General features: G+C 64.5%; 11 protein-coding genes and 1 pseudogene. 7 read left to right on the plus strand and 5 right to left on the minus strand.

Features of this window, described 5'->3' with window-relative positions:
- Window positions 1-92 precede the first annotated feature (92 nt).
- Both GGR45_RS19010 and GGR45_RS19015 read left to right on the plus strand, forming a co-directional pair.
- Window positions 93-257: pseudogene (locus GGR45_RS19010) on the plus strand (NADH-quinone oxidoreductase subunit H); the annotation flags it as partial.
- Window positions 258-408: 151 nt separating this feature from the next.
- Entirely contained in the window at window positions 409-918 is a 510-nt protein-coding gene (locus GGR45_RS19015) for a TetR/AcrR family transcriptional regulator (RefSeq protein WP_281394157.1), read from the plus strand.
- A gap of 151 nt (window positions 919-1069) precedes the next feature.
- On the opposite strand, the gene GGR45_RS19020 is transcribed toward GGR45_RS19015, so the two are convergent.
- Entirely contained in the window at window positions 1070-1507 is a 438-nt protein-coding gene (locus GGR45_RS19020; protein ID WP_246358327.1) for a nuclear transport factor 2 family protein, read from the minus strand.
- Between the two features lie 58 nt (window positions 1508-1565).
- Here GGR45_RS19020 and GGR45_RS19025 point away from each other — a divergent pair, with 58 nt between their 5' ends.
- The gene (locus tag GGR45_RS19025) at window positions 1566-1931 is read left to right on the plus strand and encodes a winged helix-turn-helix transcriptional regulator (protein ID WP_175310353.1); all 366 of its coding nucleotides are present in this window, start codon (window positions 1566-1568) and stop codon (window positions 1929-1931) included.
- 99 nt (window positions 1932-2030) lie between these two features.
- Here the strand turns inward: GGR45_RS19025 and GGR45_RS19030 are convergent, their stop codons facing one another.
- Entirely contained in the window at window positions 2031-2582 is a 552-nt protein-coding gene (locus GGR45_RS19030) for a TetR/AcrR family transcriptional regulator (protein WP_175310354.1), read from the minus strand.
- Window positions 2583-2669: 87 nt separating this feature from the next.
- On the opposite strand from GGR45_RS19030, the gene GGR45_RS19035 reads away from it, so the two are divergent.
- The gene (locus tag GGR45_RS19035) at window positions 2670-3413 is read left to right on the plus strand and encodes an SDR family NAD(P)-dependent oxidoreductase (protein ID WP_175310355.1); all 744 of its coding nucleotides are present in this window, start codon (window positions 2670-2672) and stop codon (window positions 3411-3413) included.
- A 166-nt stretch (window positions 3414-3579) separates the two neighbouring features.
- Here GGR45_RS19035 and GGR45_RS19040 read toward each other — a convergent pair whose 3' ends face one another.
- The gene (locus GGR45_RS19040) at window positions 3580-6177 is read right to left on the minus strand and encodes a TonB-dependent receptor (protein ID WP_246358329.1); all 2598 of its coding nucleotides are present in this window, start codon (window positions 6175-6177) and stop codon (window positions 3580-3582) included.
- Window positions 6178-6552: 375 nt separating this feature from the next.
- Complete coding sequence (locus tag GGR45_RS19045; protein WP_175310357.1) at window positions 6553-7731, minus strand: glycosyltransferase; 1179 nt, start codon at window positions 7729-7731, stop codon at window positions 6553-6555.
- 210 nt (window positions 7732-7941) lie between these two features.
- Between GGR45_RS19045 and GGR45_RS19050 the strand changes: the two genes are divergently transcribed.
- Together GGR45_RS19050 and GGR45_RS19055 are read left to right on the plus strand one after the other, a co-directional pair.
- On the plus strand, window positions 7942-10062 hold the full coding sequence (locus GGR45_RS19050) for a TonB-dependent siderophore receptor (RefSeq protein WP_175310358.1): 2121 nt from the start codon (window positions 7942-7944) through the stop codon (window positions 10060-10062).
- Between the two features lie 105 nt (window positions 10063-10167).
- A complete protein-coding gene (locus GGR45_RS19055) occupies window positions 10168-11676 on the plus strand; it encodes a hypothetical protein (protein WP_175310359.1) in 1509 nt (502 codons plus the stop codon).
- Between the two features lie 59 nt (window positions 11677-11735).
- Here the strand turns inward: GGR45_RS19055 and GGR45_RS19060 are convergent, their stop codons facing one another.
- Window positions 11736-14804: a TonB-dependent receptor domain-containing protein gene (locus GGR45_RS19060; protein WP_175310360.1), complete on the minus strand. Its 3069-nt coding sequence runs from the start codon at window positions 14802-14804 to the stop codon at window positions 11736-11738.
- A 479-nt stretch (window positions 14805-15283) separates the two neighbouring features.
- On the opposite strand from GGR45_RS19060, the gene GGR45_RS19065 reads away from it, so the two are divergent.
- Window positions 15284-16834: a family 43 glycosylhydrolase gene (locus GGR45_RS19065; protein ID WP_175310361.1), complete on the plus strand. Its 1551-nt coding sequence runs from the start codon at window positions 15284-15286 to the stop codon at window positions 16832-16834.
- Window positions 16835-17037: the final 203 nt, after the last annotated feature.

The raw sequence follows: 17037 nt of genomic DNA on the forward strand, positions 1-17037 counted from the left end.
CATCCATGCCGGCCTCCATCCAGCCAGCACTGTGAATCAGATCAGCGCGCCCCTGTGAATCCCTCTGCGACTCAGGTCGGCCGGAAACCGCTCTATTCTGTTTCTTCGCCTACGCCTGGGTCAAGGCGACCGTCCCGCGTTATCGGTATGATCAGATCATGCGTCTGGGATGGAAGATATTTCTGCCTCTTTCCTTGTTCTGGGTCTTCCTCGTGTCAGGCACATTGATGCTCACAAGATACGGGTTGCCGCACTGATATCGGTATCTTATTGCTCACGGCCGCATTGTTGGACGCTGTCCCAACGAGAGTATAGGCTATCACCAAGCGAATTTGTGTTGCCCCCAAGGACGATGCAGGGCGTAGGCGGGCGCCGCGCCGGGATGCGCAGTTGCGCCGCGAAGCCATTTTGTCGGCAGCCGCCTCGTGTTTCCGCGAGCACGGATATGGCGTCAACCTTGAGGTGATAGCCAAAAGGGCAGGAGTCGGCAGAGCTACGATGCAGCGCAACTTCGCTGATCGCGAGACCCTCGCGCTGGCGGTGTTGTCACAGGAAGCGGAAATCCTAAAAAACAACCTCGACCTGTCGAGACCATTCTACGAATCGCTTAAGGTGGCGGTGATCCAAGCGATGCCCACCTTAGCAATGTATCAGCACATCGCTGCGGAGTTGAGCAGAGCTGAAACAGGGCGAACAGCGTTGGCACGTCTTGGAGACGAAGTGAGCGCTTTTCTGACGCCGTTGGTTTCCGCGGCCAAGAGTCGTGGCGAGGTAAGCGAAACCATCAGTGCGCACGACTTTGCCATTTACATGCAAATGGCCGCTAGCGTTCTTCATGTCGGAATGAGCGACGAGGAAATAGACACCAATCTTGATGTCGCCATGCGTATCTTGACATTGGGCACGCAACCTCGGTGAGAAAATCGGGGGATATGCCCGGACCGGGTTGATGTCCCCCTGTTCCTGTTGAGATGCCACTCCGGGGCGATGCGCCCGCGCCTTCCGTTTTTCGTATATGGCTGATCCACGCGGTAGCTCTTGCGCGTCAGTATGAGCCCATATGCGTCATTTACCTGGCGGCAGCGGACACGGCATAGCTGTCCTCAAGCATTTGAAAGCGGGTGATCATGCCGTTGGCGATCGTGAGCACGATGGCGAAATCGGTTTCGATCGTTCGTCCGTTCGCTTTCAACGTCGCGGATAGTGCTCCGATGACGACGGCCCGCCGCTCGCTCACCAGGATGTCGTCGACCCGGAACATGTTGCTTGTGAGAAGAGATCTTTGATCGGCGATAAAGTCTGCAACAGCCTGACGGCCCGACCGTCTTCCGATCCATGGCATGGCGCCCTCATCGCCCGGAATTTCCAGAACGACGGCTTCGTCCATTTCAGCCGCGATTGCCTCGGGCAAGGCTCCGCTGCCGATTTGCATGAGGAGATTTTGTGCGATGTCCAAGTTGGAACGGTTCATCTGATAAGCCTTTGCCATGCCGGTATTGCGTTGCATGGGCCATTTAGCGGACAGTTTCGCTTGAACCAGTACTGACCTTTTTGTAAGTGGTCTGATGGCCCTTGATCAGACGGACTGCGGCTTGGACGTCGCGCTTGCGGTAATCGGCGGCAAATGGAAGCCGCTGATCCTCTACCATGTGAGTGGAGGCCCGCGCCGGTTCGGCGAGCTTCGTCGCCGCGTCGCCGGGATCAGCGAGAAGGTGCTAATCCAGCAGTTGCGGGAACTGGAGGTCGACGGGATCGTGGCACGCCATGATTATCAGGAGGTGCCACCCCGCGTCGAATATAGCATGACCGACGATGGCATGATCCTCGCGACCGCGCTCGTGCCACTATGCCAATGGGGTAATGTCAACCGCTCGGCCGTCACAGCACGAAAGCAAACAGGCCGGCTCACAGAGGAAGCGCCGGCCATGTGATCGGGAGAGTTTACCCGTTCTCCCGAATGACCGACGAATGCGCTCTGAGGCTCGCCTTCGATATGCTGTGACATAACGATCGTGCATGTCCCGCAGCCTTCAGCGCACGCATAGACCGTTGAATAGAAGATCAACAAGATGGGCAATCCGGGTCGTCGGTGCGCTGTCCTTCTCCACGGCGATCGCTATGGCGCTCACTACATAGATGATGTCGTCGAAATTGGCATCTGGACGAATAACCCCGGATGCCTGAGCGCGTCGGAGCAGTCTTTCACCTTCAGCGGTTATCGCCGTGCAGCCAGCTGTGCCATGCTGGATGACGGTTCCCAACGACGCGGCCAGGCTCTGGTAGACGCTCGTGTTTTTGGCGAGTTCCTCCAAGAACCGGCGCAGTGCGTCGCCAGGATCAAGCTCGATATCCCGCCTGCGGCTCGTTTCGGCTACCGCCATGAACCGCTCATTGCTGGTGGCTGCGAGCAGCGCCTCGCGCGTCGGGAATCGGCGGTAGAGTGTACCGATCCCAACCTTTGCCCGCTTGGCCACCTCTTCCAGCGGGACGCCCGCACCCCGCTCGAGAAATGCTTCTTCCGCCGCAGCGAGGATGCGTTCGCGATTCCGCTCTGCGTCAGCGCGCAGGATACCCTCACTCAAGAATCGTCCCTCCCTGCCTTGCTAAGTGGAGGATGCCTCCATATTTGCAAGTGGAGAAACCCTCCACTTGATCGAAAGGCATATGTGATGACGAGACGGTTCGAAGGCAAGGTTGTGGTGATTACCGGCGGGAGCGATGGTATCGGGCTGGCATCCGCGCAGCGCTTTGCGGAGGAGGGCGCCCAGCTCTACATCACCGCACGGCGGCAGGAGATGCTCGATCAGGCCATCCGGCAGATCGGTCATGGTGCAATCGGCGTACAGGGTGACGTCACGAACCTGGCCGACCTGACGAAGCTCTACGAGCGCGTCGGGCGCGATCATGGCAGGGTCGACGTCGTGTTCGCCAATGCCGGTATGCACCAGCCTGTCCCGCTCGAAGCGCTTGAAGAATCCCATTTCGACGCGACGTTCGACCTCAACGTCAAGGGTCTGGTCTTCACGGTGCAAAAGGCGTTGCCGCTGATGGCGGCCGGAAGCGTGATCGTCCTCAACGGCTCGATCGCTGGTTCCAAGGCCTACCCGGCCCAGTCGCTTTACAATGCCAGCAAGGCGGCCGTCCGCTCCTTTGCACGCAGCTGGACGATCGACCTCAAGGATCGCGGCATCCGTGTGAACGTCGTTTCCCCCGGCGCTACCGAAACCAGACTGATGCGTAGCTATTTCGATGCGGCGCCGGGAGCTGAAGAAGAGATCATCAAGGGAATTCCGCTTGGCCGCATCGGTCACCTTGAGGATGTCGCGAATGCCGTGTTGTTCCTGGCATCGAGCGAAAGCGCCTTCGTCGCAGGCCATGAGCTCTTCGTGGATGGTGGCGTCGCGGCGGTCTGAGCCCCGCATTTTCGAAGCCTGGGCAAGCGCTGCCGAGATGACCGAACGAGAACAGGATGACGATGAAGATCGTCCTGGCTCCCGACGCTCGGCCGCAAGCCCGCCGCGCCGCTCGCTTTTCCCGATCAGGTCGTCCCGAGCGAGTCCCAGATGGCCTTCGCCCCCCTCAGAACAACTTCCGCACCCCCACCCGGATCGAGCGGCCGATGGGGTCGAGATAGGCGGGCTGGAAGCGGTTGGGGGTGTCGCCGTTGCGGTCGGTGACGTTGATCCGGTCGTTCAGCAGGTTCTCGATCGTGACGTTGACGTTCATCCCCTTGGCCCAGGGCTGCTTGATGACCTTCTCCATGCGGACGAAGCTGTAGAGGACCAGCCAGGTCCGCCCCGAAAAGTGCAGGTCGGAGGCGGCGATGTCGCTGCGGATGCGGGTCGGTCCCTGCAGGCGACCGTAGACGCCCATGTTGAACACGCCGTAGCTGAAATTGCCGGTCATATCGACGTCCCAGCGCGGCCGCCCGCCGGTGCCGCTGAGCGTCGCGCCGTCCAGCAGGTCGAGGACCGGGCCACCGCTGCGCAGGGTCAGCCGATCCTCCAGCCGGTAATTGGTCGTCGCCGTCAGCCATAGCGCGGGCGGCCGCTTGGGTGGGCGGGGCGGGGGTGCGGCCTTCGCCGCAGCCGGATTCGTGCCGGGGGCGGGCGGGGGAGGGGGCGGCGGGGTCTTGCCCAGCATCACCTGCGCGTCGACCGTCAGGCGCAGCTTGCGCTCGCGCTCGAACGCCAGGTTGACCGGGCGCAGGTCGACGCTGACCAGCTGGCCCAGCGCATCGCGCACGAACAGGTCGGGAAAGACCCGCTGGAACGCGGGGGTCGCGCCGCCCAGCGACGCCGCCTGATTGTCGATCCGCGTGTCGACATAGTCGGTGCTGAGCCGGATCTCCTTGTCCTTGATCGGCTGCACCGCGATGCCCAGCGTCGTGACCCGCCGCTTTTCGGGCGCCAGGCCTGGATTGCCGCCCGCGATCGTGGTGACCAGCGTGCTGCGCCCGGTCACATAGTCGAAAAAGGGCGTGTTGGGCGTCGCCAGCACCGGCGCGACCAGCTGGGTCACGGCGGGCGCGGTCTGGGCGACATTGACCGAGGCGTTGAGCTGGACCCTACGCACCGGCGTCCAGTTCAGCCCCAGATTGGAGGTGCTGAGCCGCCCGAAATCGGACACCCGCGACACGCCTGCCATGGCGCTGAACTGCATCTCGCCCAGAAAGCCCAGCGAGCCCTCGCGCGCCGAGGCGATCGGCACCGTGGCGTTGACGCTGGCGCCGCGCATGGTCCGCCCGACCGCATCGGTGGCGAGCGACAGGTTGGTGCGCGCGTCGCTGTCGATCCGGGTGTAATCGGTGGTGACGGTCAGCATCGCCTCGCCGGCGGGCAGGCGGACGACGGGGCCGTTGGCGGTCGCCTTGACCCCGATCGTGTCGGACACCGCCCGGCTGCGGTTCAGGTCGCGCCGCGCGGCCGTGACCGGGTCAATCGCCGCCATCGGGTCGCCGTCTGCATCGATCGACGCCTGGAGCGCGCCCAGCGGTACGCCGGTCTCCGAGGTGCTGCGCGACACCATCCGGTCGTAATTGCCGGTGATCGCCCAGCTCCAGCGGCGGACATCGCCGGTCAGCGTGCCCCCTGCGTGCAGCGCCATGCTGGTCGTCCGCTGGTGCAGCACGCTATCGGGCAGATAGCGATAGAGCAGCGTGTCGTTGGCGAAGGGGAAGTTGCCCAAGCCACCCGGCACGCGCAACAGGGCGGGGGCCAGGCCGTTCAGCCCCTTGGTCTGGATCGCCTCCATCGACAGGATCAGCGACCCCGACACCGTCTTGGTCAGCGGCGAGGCCAGGCCGACCTCGCTATGGATCGTGTCGCTCAGCGGCTGGATCGTGCGATAGGGGCCGAGATCGGTGACAGCGCCCGGGCTGTTGGCATAGGCCGCGAGCGTGCCCCGCGCGGCCGGATCGATCGGCACCCCCGCCAGCGTGACGCTGCGCCCCGCCAGCGCATCCAGCCGGGGGTCCAGGCTGGCGCCGTTCACGCCGGTCACATTGCCCGTCGTCGCAAACAGCGTGTCGGGATCGGGCACGATGTCGCGCTGGCTCTGCAACACCGGGTCCTGGCGCAGATGCGAGATGTTGAAGGTCAGGCGGCGCGGCCCGTCGATCCGCGCCGACGTGACCTCGGCATAGTTGGTGCCGCCCCCGCCCTCGGGTGTGATGCCGGGCATCTCGAACACCGTCACCGCGCGGAATTTCTTCTTGGTGATGAAGTTCATCACCCGGACATTGGGCGGATAGCCGAAGCGCGCCGCCTCCTGCTCGGGCAACACCTCGATCCGCTCCATCGCTTCATAGGGCAGTGACTGGAATTCGGAAAAGCCTGACACGCGCCGCCCGTTGAGCAGCATCACCGGCTCGCCCCCGCCGGACGAACTGGTCAGCGCCTTCACCTTCTTCAGCAGGTCGGCCAGGTTCGTCGCGCCCAATGCCTCCAGCGCCTGAGCATCGAGCACCGCGACCGGCTCGACCGCGCCGATGACCGATCCGGGGATACGCTTGCCGGTGACGGTGACGTCGGGGGGAAGGGGGGCGGGGTTAGCGACGTCGGAGGTGGCGGGTGGCGGCGCCTCCTGTCCTTGCGCGCCTGTTGGCATGGCCAGCCCCAGGACGATCACCGTCCAGCCCGCGCCCGCATACAGGCGCGCCCTCCCCTTGAAACGCATCGTCAAGCCACTCCCATCGCCGACGTGAAGTTTCACAGATACTGTGGCAACCATGTCACAATTAAGGCTGTAAACGGGGCGGGATGCCCTGTTTGTGAGACGATTGCTGCTCCCTTTACCCAGCCGATCGCAGGGAAGCACCGCCATTCAACGGGTTAGAGGCTGATGACGTGGCATGAACCCGAACCGAGCCCCTCCCCTTCAGGGGAGGGGTTGGGGTGGGGCTTCACCACAGGCGCGGCATTTGTGGAAGCGCCCCACCCCTGGCCCCTCCCCTCAAGGGGAGGGGTAGGTCGAAGCACTGTCATCCTATTCCAAGGGCTGTTCGGAAACGGGCCGATGGCACGTTTTGCGGTACCGGCCCGCTCCCGCGGATCAGAGGGTCGGCAGCGCCTGTTCGGTGACGAGCGGCGCGGCGGACGCGGCAGCGCGCGCCTCGGCATGGCGGCGCAGGACGGTGCGCATCACCCGGATATAATGGTCCGCGCCGTGCTCGATGGTGAAGCGCCGGGCCTGGTGCAGCGTCCGCCTGGCATCCTGAAGCCGGGGCCGGGCGGCCGCGATCGCGGCGGCAAAGCCGGCTTCGTCGCCGACCGGGACCAAGGTGCCCAGCGCGCCCTGTTGCAGCAGCGCGGCCATGGACCGGCTGCAATCGGTGGCGACGATGCCGATATTGGCCGCCAGCCCCTCCAGGATCACTGCGGGCACGCCCTCATAATGCGAGGAGAGGAGCAGCGTGTCGTAACCGCCGAGCAGCCCGGCCGGGTTGGCGACGTAGCCGCGGAAATCAACCCGCCCGGCCAGCCCCAGCGAGGCAGCGAGCGCCTCCAGCGACGCGCGCTCGGGTCCGTCGCCGAACAGGGTCAGCGTGTCTTCGGGCGCGCTGCCGCGCGCGAAGCCGCGCAGCATCAGCGCCAGGTTCTTCTGCGGCGCCAGCCGCGCGATGGTGACGAAGCGGCGCCCCGAACCCCGAGGCCGGTCGTCCACGGGCGCGCGCAAGCTCAGGATCTGCGCCTCGGACAAGGCGGGATCGGGAATGATCGCGACGCGGGAGGGCGAGACGCCGACGCATTGCACGATCTCGGCGCGCATCGGCTTTTCCATGCCGACGAAATGGTCGATCGCCAGCCCCTGGATGCGCAGCCAGATCCGGTAAAAGACCCGGTAGAACCATGAGGCGTCGGCGCGGTCGAGATTGTTGCTGATCTTGGCGATGATCGGCGGGCAGTCGCGGCCCAGCACCAGCTTCAGCATCACCGCGACAAAGGCATAGGTATTGCCCGCGCAGAACAATATGTCCGGCCGGATCGTCCGCACCGCGCGCGGCAGGGTGGCGACCATCCAGATGGTTTCCCAATGCGCGATGCCCGGCCAGCGACGCCGCGGGCTGACGAAGTCGAGCCCCGCGCCGACATCCTCGGCCATCGCGCCGTCGGTTCGTCCCAGGAACAGCGGCGCATCGATCCCGCTTTCGCGCCAGCGATGGACGAGGCGCAGCGCGATCCGCTCGACCCCGCCGGGTTCGAAGCTGTGCAGGAAGGTCAGGACGCGCAAAAAGCCGTGCGCCCTGTACGAAACCGATATCGCCCCGAATCCCCACCCATAATATCCCCGTTAGCATGACCGGGGGCAAAAACGATATCTTATCGTGACCTATTCGTCATGGTTTTGGGACATCGTGCTGACAATCATACTCTGCTATTGACATTCACTCGCAATCTCATCTTAAGGCCGTCAACAAAGCCCAATGGGGGAATTTTCGACGTGACGCCTGTTCTCACGCTGCTGGCCGCTGTCGCCGCTGCGCCCGATACCGTTCCGCAAACGACCAACCCTGGCGACATCGTCGTCACCGCGCAGCAGACCAAGGATGGCGAGGACTATACCACGCCCGCCCAGACCTCGGCCTATCGCCTGCCGATCAGCATCCGCGACACGCCCCAGGCGATCAGCGTCGTCACGCGCCAGCAGATCGACGATTTCCAGCTGAACGACATCAACGCTCTGTTGGCGACCGTGCCCGGCTTCAATGTCCAGGCGCAGGAAACCGATCGCTTCTATTATTCGGCGCGTGGCTTCGACGTTCAGAATTTTCAGGTCGACGGCCTCGGCCTGCCGCCCGCCTTCGCGGTGCAGGTCGGCTCGATCGACACCGCCATCTACGACCATGTCGAGGTTCTGAAGGGCGCGCCCGGTCTGCTCTCGCCGGTCGGCAATCCGTCGGCGGTGGTCAATTTCATCCGCAAGCGCCCGACGCGGGACTTCCAGGCGAGCGGATCGGCGCAATATGGCTCGTTCGACAGCCTTCGCCTCCAGGGCGACGTCTCGACGCCCCTCGACAAGGACGGGCATATCCGCGCGCTGGCGGTCGGCGTCTATTCGGACGCGGACAGCTATCTCGATCGCTATCACCTGCGCCGCTGGACCGGCTATGGCATCGTCGAGGCCGATCTCGGCCCGAACACCGTCGCGAGCATCGGCTATGGCCATCAGAACCACCGGAGCACGGGGGCGCAATGGGGCGGGCTGCCGCTCTATTATACCGACGGCACGCGCATCCCGCTGGCGCGGTCGTCCAACACCGGCCCCGACTGGGCGGGTTTCGACGTCACCGATCGCCAGATCTTCGGGGACATCACCCACCAGCTGAATGCCAGGTGGCAGATCAAGGCGAGCGCCTTTCGCCGGGCGACGGACGAGCGGGACGACCTGTTCTACGTCTATGGCAATCCCGATCGCACGACCGGGCTGGGCGTGTTGTCCTATCCGGGATCGTTCAAGGCATCGAACCGCGACTTCACCTTCGACGTCCATGCCAGCGGCAGCTTCGAGGCGCTGGGGCAGGAACAGATGCTGGTCGTCGGCGTCCTGCGCGGTGCGCTGACCTATCGCCAGCTGTCGCGCTACGACCAGGCGTCGAACTACCTGTCCGTCCCGCTCGACCGGCTGTTCGACGGCAGCTTCCCACAGCCCAACTGGCCCGCCACCTTCAACAGCGATCCGGCCGCGTCGAACTGGACGCATCAACAGCGGACCTCGGCCTATGCGACGCTGCGCCTGCGCCCCGCAGATCCGCTGAAGATCATCCTGGGTACCAACTACACCTGGGCGCGCAGCGAGGGCTATTCCTATGGCGCGCCGAGCAATTACCGCGACAATCGCTTCCTGCCCTTTGTCGGCGCGACGCTCGACCTGACGCGCCATGTCAGCGCCTATGCCAGCTATGCGACGATCTTCAATCCGCAGAACGTCTTCGGCGCGGGCGGCAAGCTGCTCGCCCCGATCAAGGGCAACAGCCTGGAAGGCGGGTTCAAGGGCGAATGGTATGACGGGCGGCTGAATGCCGCGGTGTCGGTGTTCCGCGTGCGGCAGGACAATTTCGCCGAGGCGGCCGGGTTCGATCCGACGATCGGGCAGACCATCTATCGCGGCGTCAATTCCAAGTCCGAAGGCGTCGAGCTGGAATTTGGCGGCCAGCTGCTGCCCGGTGTGCAGGCGACGGGCGGCTATACGATCATGCGCATCCGGGGCGATGACGGCATGCCGACCCGCACCTTCGTTCCGCGCCAGACCGCCCGGCTGAACCTGACCTACAGCCCATCGGTCCTGCCCGACCTGAAGCTGGGCGCGTCGGTGCAGTATCAGACGTCGATATATGTCGTCGGATCGACCATCTCGACCGTCACCGGCCAGCCGATCCGCGTCACCCAGGACAAATATGCGACGCTCGACCTGCTTGGCAGCTACAAGCTGACGCGCAATCTCCGGCTGGCGGTGAATGTCCGCAACGTCACCAATACCAAGGCGATCAACGCGCTCACCTATGACCAGGGCTTTTACAATGCGCCCCGCAGCGTGTTGGGGACGATCAGCGTCAGCTATTGATCGCGATGATCGGGCGGGCGCGGACCATGCGGGTTCGCGCCATTCCGTTTGGGCCTCCCCGTTTATTCTTGCCTTTGACCGCAAAGCGACCCACCCGCGCGTCTCATGAACAGGGCACAGGGGCAAAGCGGGCGGATCAACCAGGGTGGCGTCCTGCTGCTGCTGGCGCTGGTCGCGCTGGTGGTGCGGGCGCGGACCTTCGGCAATCCGGTGATCGGGTTCGACGAGCAATTCTATCTGCTGGTCGGCGAGCACATGCTCCACGGCGCCTGGCCCTATGTCGACATTTTCGACCGCAAGCCGATCGGGCTGTTCCTGCTCTATGCGGGCGCGCGCTGGCTGGGGGGGGACGGGTTCCTCGCCTATAAGCTGGTCGCGACCGGCTTCGTCATCGCCACCGCCTTCGGCATCCAGCGGGTGGCGCGGCGCTTCGCCGGGGCGGGGGCGGCGGTCGTGGCGGCGATCCTCTATATCCTCTGGCTGAACCTGATGGAGGGGGAGGGGGGCCAGTCGCCAGTCTTCTACAATGCGCTGATGCTGGTCGCCGTGAGCGCGGTGCTTCGGGTGGTCGAGCGGCGAGGGCGGCTGTTCGCGTGCGGCGCGGTGGCGATGGGCGCGGTCGGCGTCGCGCTCCAGATCAAATATTCGGTGCTGCCTGAAGGGTTCGTCTTCGGCTGCATCCTTCTCTGGCAGGGCTGGCGCACGCGGGTGCCGCTGGTCCGGCTGGCGGGCATGGCGCTGGTTTGGGTCGCGCTGGCGCTACTGCCGACGCTGGTGGCGTTCGCGACCTATGCTGCGGCCGGGCAGGGGCAGGCCTGGCTCTTCGCCAATTTCCTGTCGGTCGGCGGACAGGCGGCGCGGCCGCTCGCCGACGAGCTGGAGGGGCTGGCGACCTGTCTGGGCATCCTGTCACCGCTGCTGCTGGTCATCGGGTTCGGGCGGCCCTGGCGCCATATTCCGGCGGAGCGACGCGAAGGCTTCCGCTTCCTGCCGCTCTGGCTGGCGGTGACGGGTGCGGCGGTGCTGCTCTATGGCCGGTTCGGCAGCCCGCATTATGCGCTGCCCATCACCCTGCCCGCCGTGCTGGTCGCCGCGCCCGCACTCGCCCGCTGGCATCGAGGAGGGATAGCAGCGTTCGTCCTCGCGATCTTCGCGGCGGGGCAGATCGTGCTGCAATTGAGCGAGCGGACCAAGGGCGGTGCAGCCGAGGCGCGTATGGTGGCGCAGGCGGCGACCCCGGCGCGCGGCTGTCTTTATGTCTATGACGGCTATCCGGCACTCTACATGCTGACGCACAGCTGCCTGCCGTCGAAATGGGTGTTCCCCGGCCATCTCAACACGCAGGACGAGGCGAGCCGGGACGCGATCGGCGCCGATCCGGTCGCCGAGATGCGGCGCATCCTGGCGACGAAGCCGGGCGCGATCGTCGACGACTATCCTCGCTTTGCCTTTGGCAACCGCGCGACGCGGGGGGTACTGCGCGAGGTGCTGGCGCGCGACTATCACCTCGCCGCCTGTGTCCGCACGGGGCCTGCCCGGGTGCGGCTGGTCTATCGGCCGGGGCCGGGCAGGGTGCCGGGCCATTGCCCGAGTGCGGCGATGCTGGATCGCTGATCCCAAAAAAATCCCCGCCGGCATCGCCGACGGGGACAGGCATTCCATCAAATCTCGGATCAGAAGTTCGTCGTGACCGAGAACTGGATGTACCGGCCGTAAATGTCGTAGAAATTGACCGGCGAGTTCTGCCACCCGTTGATCGAGTAGGTGTTGTTGCCACCCCGTGCCGGGATGATCGGCGGGTCCTTGTCGAGCAGGTTGTTGATCGTCACGCCCAGCGTCATCCGCTTGGCGATGTTCACATTCGCCGCCAGGTCGAAATAGCTGTAATTGGGGATGCGTGCGAAGGTGTTCTGCACCGTCCGGCGCACCGTGCCGCTCCGGGTCGCCGAGATGTAGCGCCAGTTCAGCGAGAGCTGGAACAGACCCTCCGCACCCGTGAAGGTGCCGCGCAGATTGTGCCGCCACTTCGGGATCGGGTTGCCCACGCCGTCACCGAAATAGCCGACATTGCCCGACTGGTTGGTGACCGACGCCGCGCTGGTGACCAGACCGCCGTTGAAGTCGGTGGCGAAGGTGCCCGAGGCGACCGGCAGGTCGTAATGCGCCTGGAAGTCATAGCCGGTCGTGCCGGTCTGGTTGGGCACGTTGAGTACCAGCGAGCTGACGAACCCGGCATTCGGATTGTTGATATTGCCGAACAGCTTGCCCTGGTCGTTGCGGATGAACTGCTGGCAGGAAATCCGGTTCAGGTCGGTGGGATTGGCCGCATAGCCAAGGCAGTTGGCGACGATGCTGTCCTGATCCAGCCCGACGATCTGGTTGGTGTAGCGGATCTCGTAATGATCCACCGAGAAGCTGAACCGCGGCAGGAAGCTGGGGGTCAGCACCAGACCATAGGTCAGGGTGTTGGCGGTCTGCGGCCCCAGCTTGGGATCGACCGCGCCGAAGCGGTAGATACAGCCGTCCTGCGGGCAGGTCAGGCTGGCGCTGCCATAGGTGGACGGCTGGAAACCCGGTTGCAGCTGGCAGGTCGCCAGGCTGGCGACCGGAGCGCCACCCGCCGGATTGGCGCCGCAGGGATCGATGAAGTTGATGTTGCGGCCATAGTTGATGTTCTGCGTCGCCTCGAACACGTTCGGCGCCCGCGAGGCGAAGTTGCGCGCCACGCGGAAGCGGATGTCGCGGACGGGCGCCCAGGTCCCCTCCAGCTTCCAGGTGCTGAAGAAGGTGCGCGACGAGGTGTCGTAATTGGACGCACGATAGCCACCGCTGAAGCCCAGCAGATGGGTCCAGGACTGGTCCTGGATCAACGGCACCTGGATTTCGGTGGCCAGTTCCTTGGCGGTCTGGGTACCACGCGCGGAGGAGGACGGGTTCGGCGTGCCCTGGATGATCGAGTTATAGTCGGCGCTGGTGAAGTTGTTCGCGATGTCGCGACGCAGTTCGGCGCCGAAGCTTACCTGCACGCCGTCCGTCGCCAGCGGCGAACGCACACCGTACTTGCCGAGATCGCCGCTGATATTGGCCTGTACGTCGAAGAAATAGCCGACATTGCGGGTCGGCCCGTTGGGCGCATAGGCGAAGATATAGCGATAGGCGGCGGGATCGTCCGAATCGCCGCGGAAGATGTCGAGCGGCACGCAGTTCGGATCGGTGCCGTTGACCTTCGACACGCAGGTCGGCACGCCGTTGACGTTGACGACGTTCAGCGCCTTGGCGATGTTGTCGCCCGATGGTGCCCAGTTGCGGTTGATCGCGCTCTTGACCAGGCTCTTGGCCCAGACCCCGCCAACGTCGTAATGCCATGCGCCGGCAAAGTCGCCGCGAACGCCCAGCGCCGCACGGTTATAGATCTGCTGATAGTCGATCGTGCGGGTCGGGTAATGCTGGAAGCGATAACCGAAATCGATCGGCACGGTCGCCGAGGTCCCCGCCTGCGCCCCGCACAGCACCTGCGCCTGCTGCGCCGACATCAGCGGGTTGTTGCAGTTCAGCTGATAACCGCCATCGCCATTGGTGCCTTCGCCAATGGTGGCGGGCAGGTACGTCCCCTGGCTGGTGTTGCGGGTGTACATGTAGCTGCCGTAGATTTCGGCCCAGTCGGTCGCCTTGAACGACAGGAAGCCGCCCGCATTGTACCGCTCATTGGCGCGCAGCATCTGATAGCTGTCGTCCATGCGGTTCTGGCGGTCGGTGGTCGCATCCTGCGTGTTGCGATAGGGGCGGAAGACACGGCTGCCGTCGGCGGCATTGATCTGCGGCGTACCGCCGTTCAGATTGTAGATATAGCCGTAGCGCGAATAGAGCGTGCTGTCGCAGCTGAGCGGACCGTCGATCCCGTTCTGCAACAGGTGGCACGACTGGGCCGAGCGCGAATTGTACGGCAGGTTGTCGGTGTGGCGATAGCTGAAATAGCCCGACAGCGACAACCGGTCGTCGAACAGCTGCGTGCCCGCCGTCACGTTGATCGTCGCGCGTCCGCCGTCATTGGTCCAGCCCAGCGGGGTCGGGAAGCCGCGCGACTTGGCGGTGTCGGTGACGATGTTGGCGCGGTTCAGGTGATTGAAGAAACCGTAATTGGCGTCGACCTGCACGCCCTTGAAGTTCTTCTTCAGGATGAAGTTGACCACGCCGGTCAGCGCGTCGGGGCCATAGACGGCCGCGGCACCGCCGGTCAGCACGTCGACCCGCTGGACGAGCGCGGGCGGGATCGAGTTGATGTCGGCCGCGACCTGACCGCCCAGGCGCATGCCGTCGAGCAGGATCAGCGCCGCGCCGCCCGAACCGCCAATGTTGCGCAGATTGACCCGGCCGGTGCCGTTGCCTTCGTCATCGGCCTGGGGCGCGTAGGGCACGACCTGCGGCAGGCGGTTCAGCACGTCTTCGATATTGACCGCGCCGCTCAGCTTGATCTCCTGGGCGGAGACGGCCTGGATCGGGGCGGCCGAGGCGAGGTTGGGATTGACGATGCGCGAGCCGGTAACGACGACGTCACCCGATGCCGTATCCGCACCCTGGCCCTGATCGCGGATATCCTCGCGTTCGGCAGCCTTGCGGCTTTCGCTCTTGGCGGCGTCGTCTGTCGACTGCTGCGTCTGTCCCTGATCAGACTGAGCCGCGGCCGGGACGGCGCAGATGGCCATCACTGCGCTGGTGGCGAATAAAACCCCTATATTTTTCATATACTCCCCCTTTGTTACGTGATGATCGCGCCCCGCTTGTTCGGCCTGACCGGCTTTGTTTCGCCGATGTCATCGGCGACCAGTTCTGGTGGACCTACTGGGTACATGGACGGATTTACCGCCTCCCCCCGAGGATAGCGGGCACGCTTGTCTTACGCTTTTACTCTGGAAATCATGCTTGCAAGAACCAGACATGATTTTCAATGGTACACTACCTTTACATATCCAGAACACCCCGTTGGTACTGTGCAAATTGCTGAAAAAGCTGGTTTTGCGTTTTAAAAAAATATAAAAGAGTTATTCGCGCTCAGATTGATCGCGAATTGGTATGATCGGAAAGGGCGTTCTACCGAGGCGCATGGCTGAGCATGGCTGAGCCATCGGACAAACAGGGTCAGGACAGCCGGTAGGACAGCTAACGCCACCACCATAACGTATACGATGTCGACAAATCAGACCCCTTTGGCCACTATGCCCCCATGATCCCGCTGATTGTCCTCGCCGCGCAGCTCGCTTCCGAAACCATCCATAGCCGGGGCAACCCGATCCTCTCGGACGGGCGTTATTATTCGACCGACCCTGCTCCCTTGGTCGATGGCGACACGCTGTGGATCCTGGCCGGGCGTGACGAGGCGCCGGACGGGGTCAACGACTTCATCATGAATGAGTGGCAGCTGCTCGCTACGAAGGACCCCGCCAGCGGCGTGTGGCAGCATTATCCTGCCATCGCACGGCCGGAGCGCGTCTTTGCCTGGGCCGAGCCGGGCCGCGCCTATGCCGGGCAGATCGTGAAGGGGCGGGACGGGCGTTTCTATCTCTATGCGCCGGTGTTGCAGCGGGAAAGCGCGGCGCGACCGGGCACCAGGGACCGGTTCGCGATCGGCGTGGCGGTCGCCGATCGGCCGACCGGGCCGTGGCGCGACGCGCATCCCGCTGGTCCGATCATCTCGCAAGAGGTGCCCGTCGCCAACGACATTCAGAATATCGACCCGACCGTCCTCATCGATGATGCCAAGGATGGAGGGAGCCGCGTCTATATCTATTGGGGCACGTTCGGGCGGCTGCGCGCGATGGAACTGGCCTCCGACATGGTCACGCCCAAAGGCCCGGAGCAGGTCGTGACCGGCGCGACCGGCTTTTTCGAGGCGCCTTGGCTCCTGAAGCGGCGCGGCACCTATTATCTGCTCTATGCGGCCAACAATACCGGGCCGGACAGCCCCTGCACCCCGACCCTCTATCATGCGTGTCAGGCCTATGCCTCCGCGCCGACGCCGATGGGGCCATGGACTTATCGCGGCGTGGTGCTGCGCCCGGTGTCGTCGACCACCTCTCATGCGGGCGCGGTGGAATTCAAAGGCCGCTGGTACCTGACCTATCACACGGCGGATGCGAAGGGTGGCGGGCATTTCCGGCGCTCGGTGGCGATCGATCCGATGACCTGGGACGACAGCGTCTCGCCTCCCGCGATCCGCCCGGTGCAGCCGACCAAAGCGCCCGCGCCACGCCCCGCGCCGACCCGCAATGTCGCGCCGAGCGCCTGGGCCACCGCCTCCAACGCGCCCGGCCCGGTGCAATATTGGATCGCCGCGCTGAACGACGGCAAGGTGCGCAGCGCGCCGCTGCCGCCCGACATGTGGGGCAACTGGACGCGGGCGAACCCGGCCCGTGCCTGGATCGAATATCGCTGGCCCCGGCCCGTCACGTTGAACGCCAGCCGCATTCGCTTCTTCGCCGACCATCCGGCAGGGTCAGCCGAAGGCGTGGCCCCGCCCGCCGCCTGGCATCTGGAATATTGGGGGCAGGGGGGCTGGCGACGGATCGCGGGCGCCTATCCGACCGGGGTGGACGGCTTCCAGGAGGTGCGTTTCCCGACCGTCACCACCCGCTGCCTGCGCGCGGTGATGGACGCATCGGGGGCCGGGGACCGCCATGCAGGCCTCGCGGTGGAGGAATGGGAAGCGCTGTCGCCGACCCCCACGCCTGTCACACCGCGACCGGCCGAGATGCCTGCACGCTGTTCCGGGATGTGATGCGGCATCTTTATCGGACATTTCAGGGCTGGGCACCACCCTGAGGCAGGTCTGCCGCGCAAGCCATTCCAGAACATGGCTGATCTGGCCCCCGTTTCACCGGACGGATTCAAGCGGTTGCAGAAACCAGTGCGCGATGCTCGCGCGGTGAACGCATTTTGAGCCCTGAATGGGGGTGGTTGTCGTTGTAGTCCTCGATCCAT

Origin of the sequence: Sphingomonas zeae (genome assembly GCF_014197135.1) — a bacterium.
GTDB lineage: Bacteria > Pseudomonadota > Alphaproteobacteria > Sphingomonadales > Sphingomonadaceae > Sphingomonas > Sphingomonas zeae.

Excerpts from the sequence above, each read along its gene's own strand:
- GGR45_RS19055 (WP_175310359.1), top strand. The coding sequence starts at position 10,168 with ATGAACAGGGCACAGGGGCAAAGCGGGCGGATCAACCAGGGTGGCGTC.
- GGR45_RS19025 (WP_175310353.1), top strand. The coding sequence starts at position 1,566 with ATGGCCCTTGATCAGACGGACTGCGGCTTGGACGTCGCGCTTGCGGTA.
- GGR45_RS19040 (WP_246358329.1), bottom strand. The coding sequence starts at position 6,177 with ATGCGTTTCAAGGGGAGGGCGCGCCTGTATGCGGGCGCGGGCTGGACG.
- GGR45_RS19035 (WP_175310355.1), top strand. The coding sequence starts at position 2,670 with ATGACGAGACGGTTCGAAGGCAAGGTTGTGGTGATTACCGGCGGGAGC.
- GGR45_RS19020 (WP_246358327.1), bottom strand. The coding sequence starts at position 1,507 with ATGCAACGCAATACCGGCATGGCAAAGGCTTATCAGATGAACCGTTCC.
- GGR45_RS19060 (WP_175310360.1), bottom strand. The coding sequence starts at position 14,804 with ATGAAAAATATAGGGGTTTTATTCGCCACCAGCGCAGTGATGGCCATC.
- GGR45_RS19065 (WP_175310361.1), top strand. The coding sequence starts at position 15,284 with ATGATCCCGCTGATTGTCCTCGCCGCGCAGCTCGCTTCCGAAACCATC.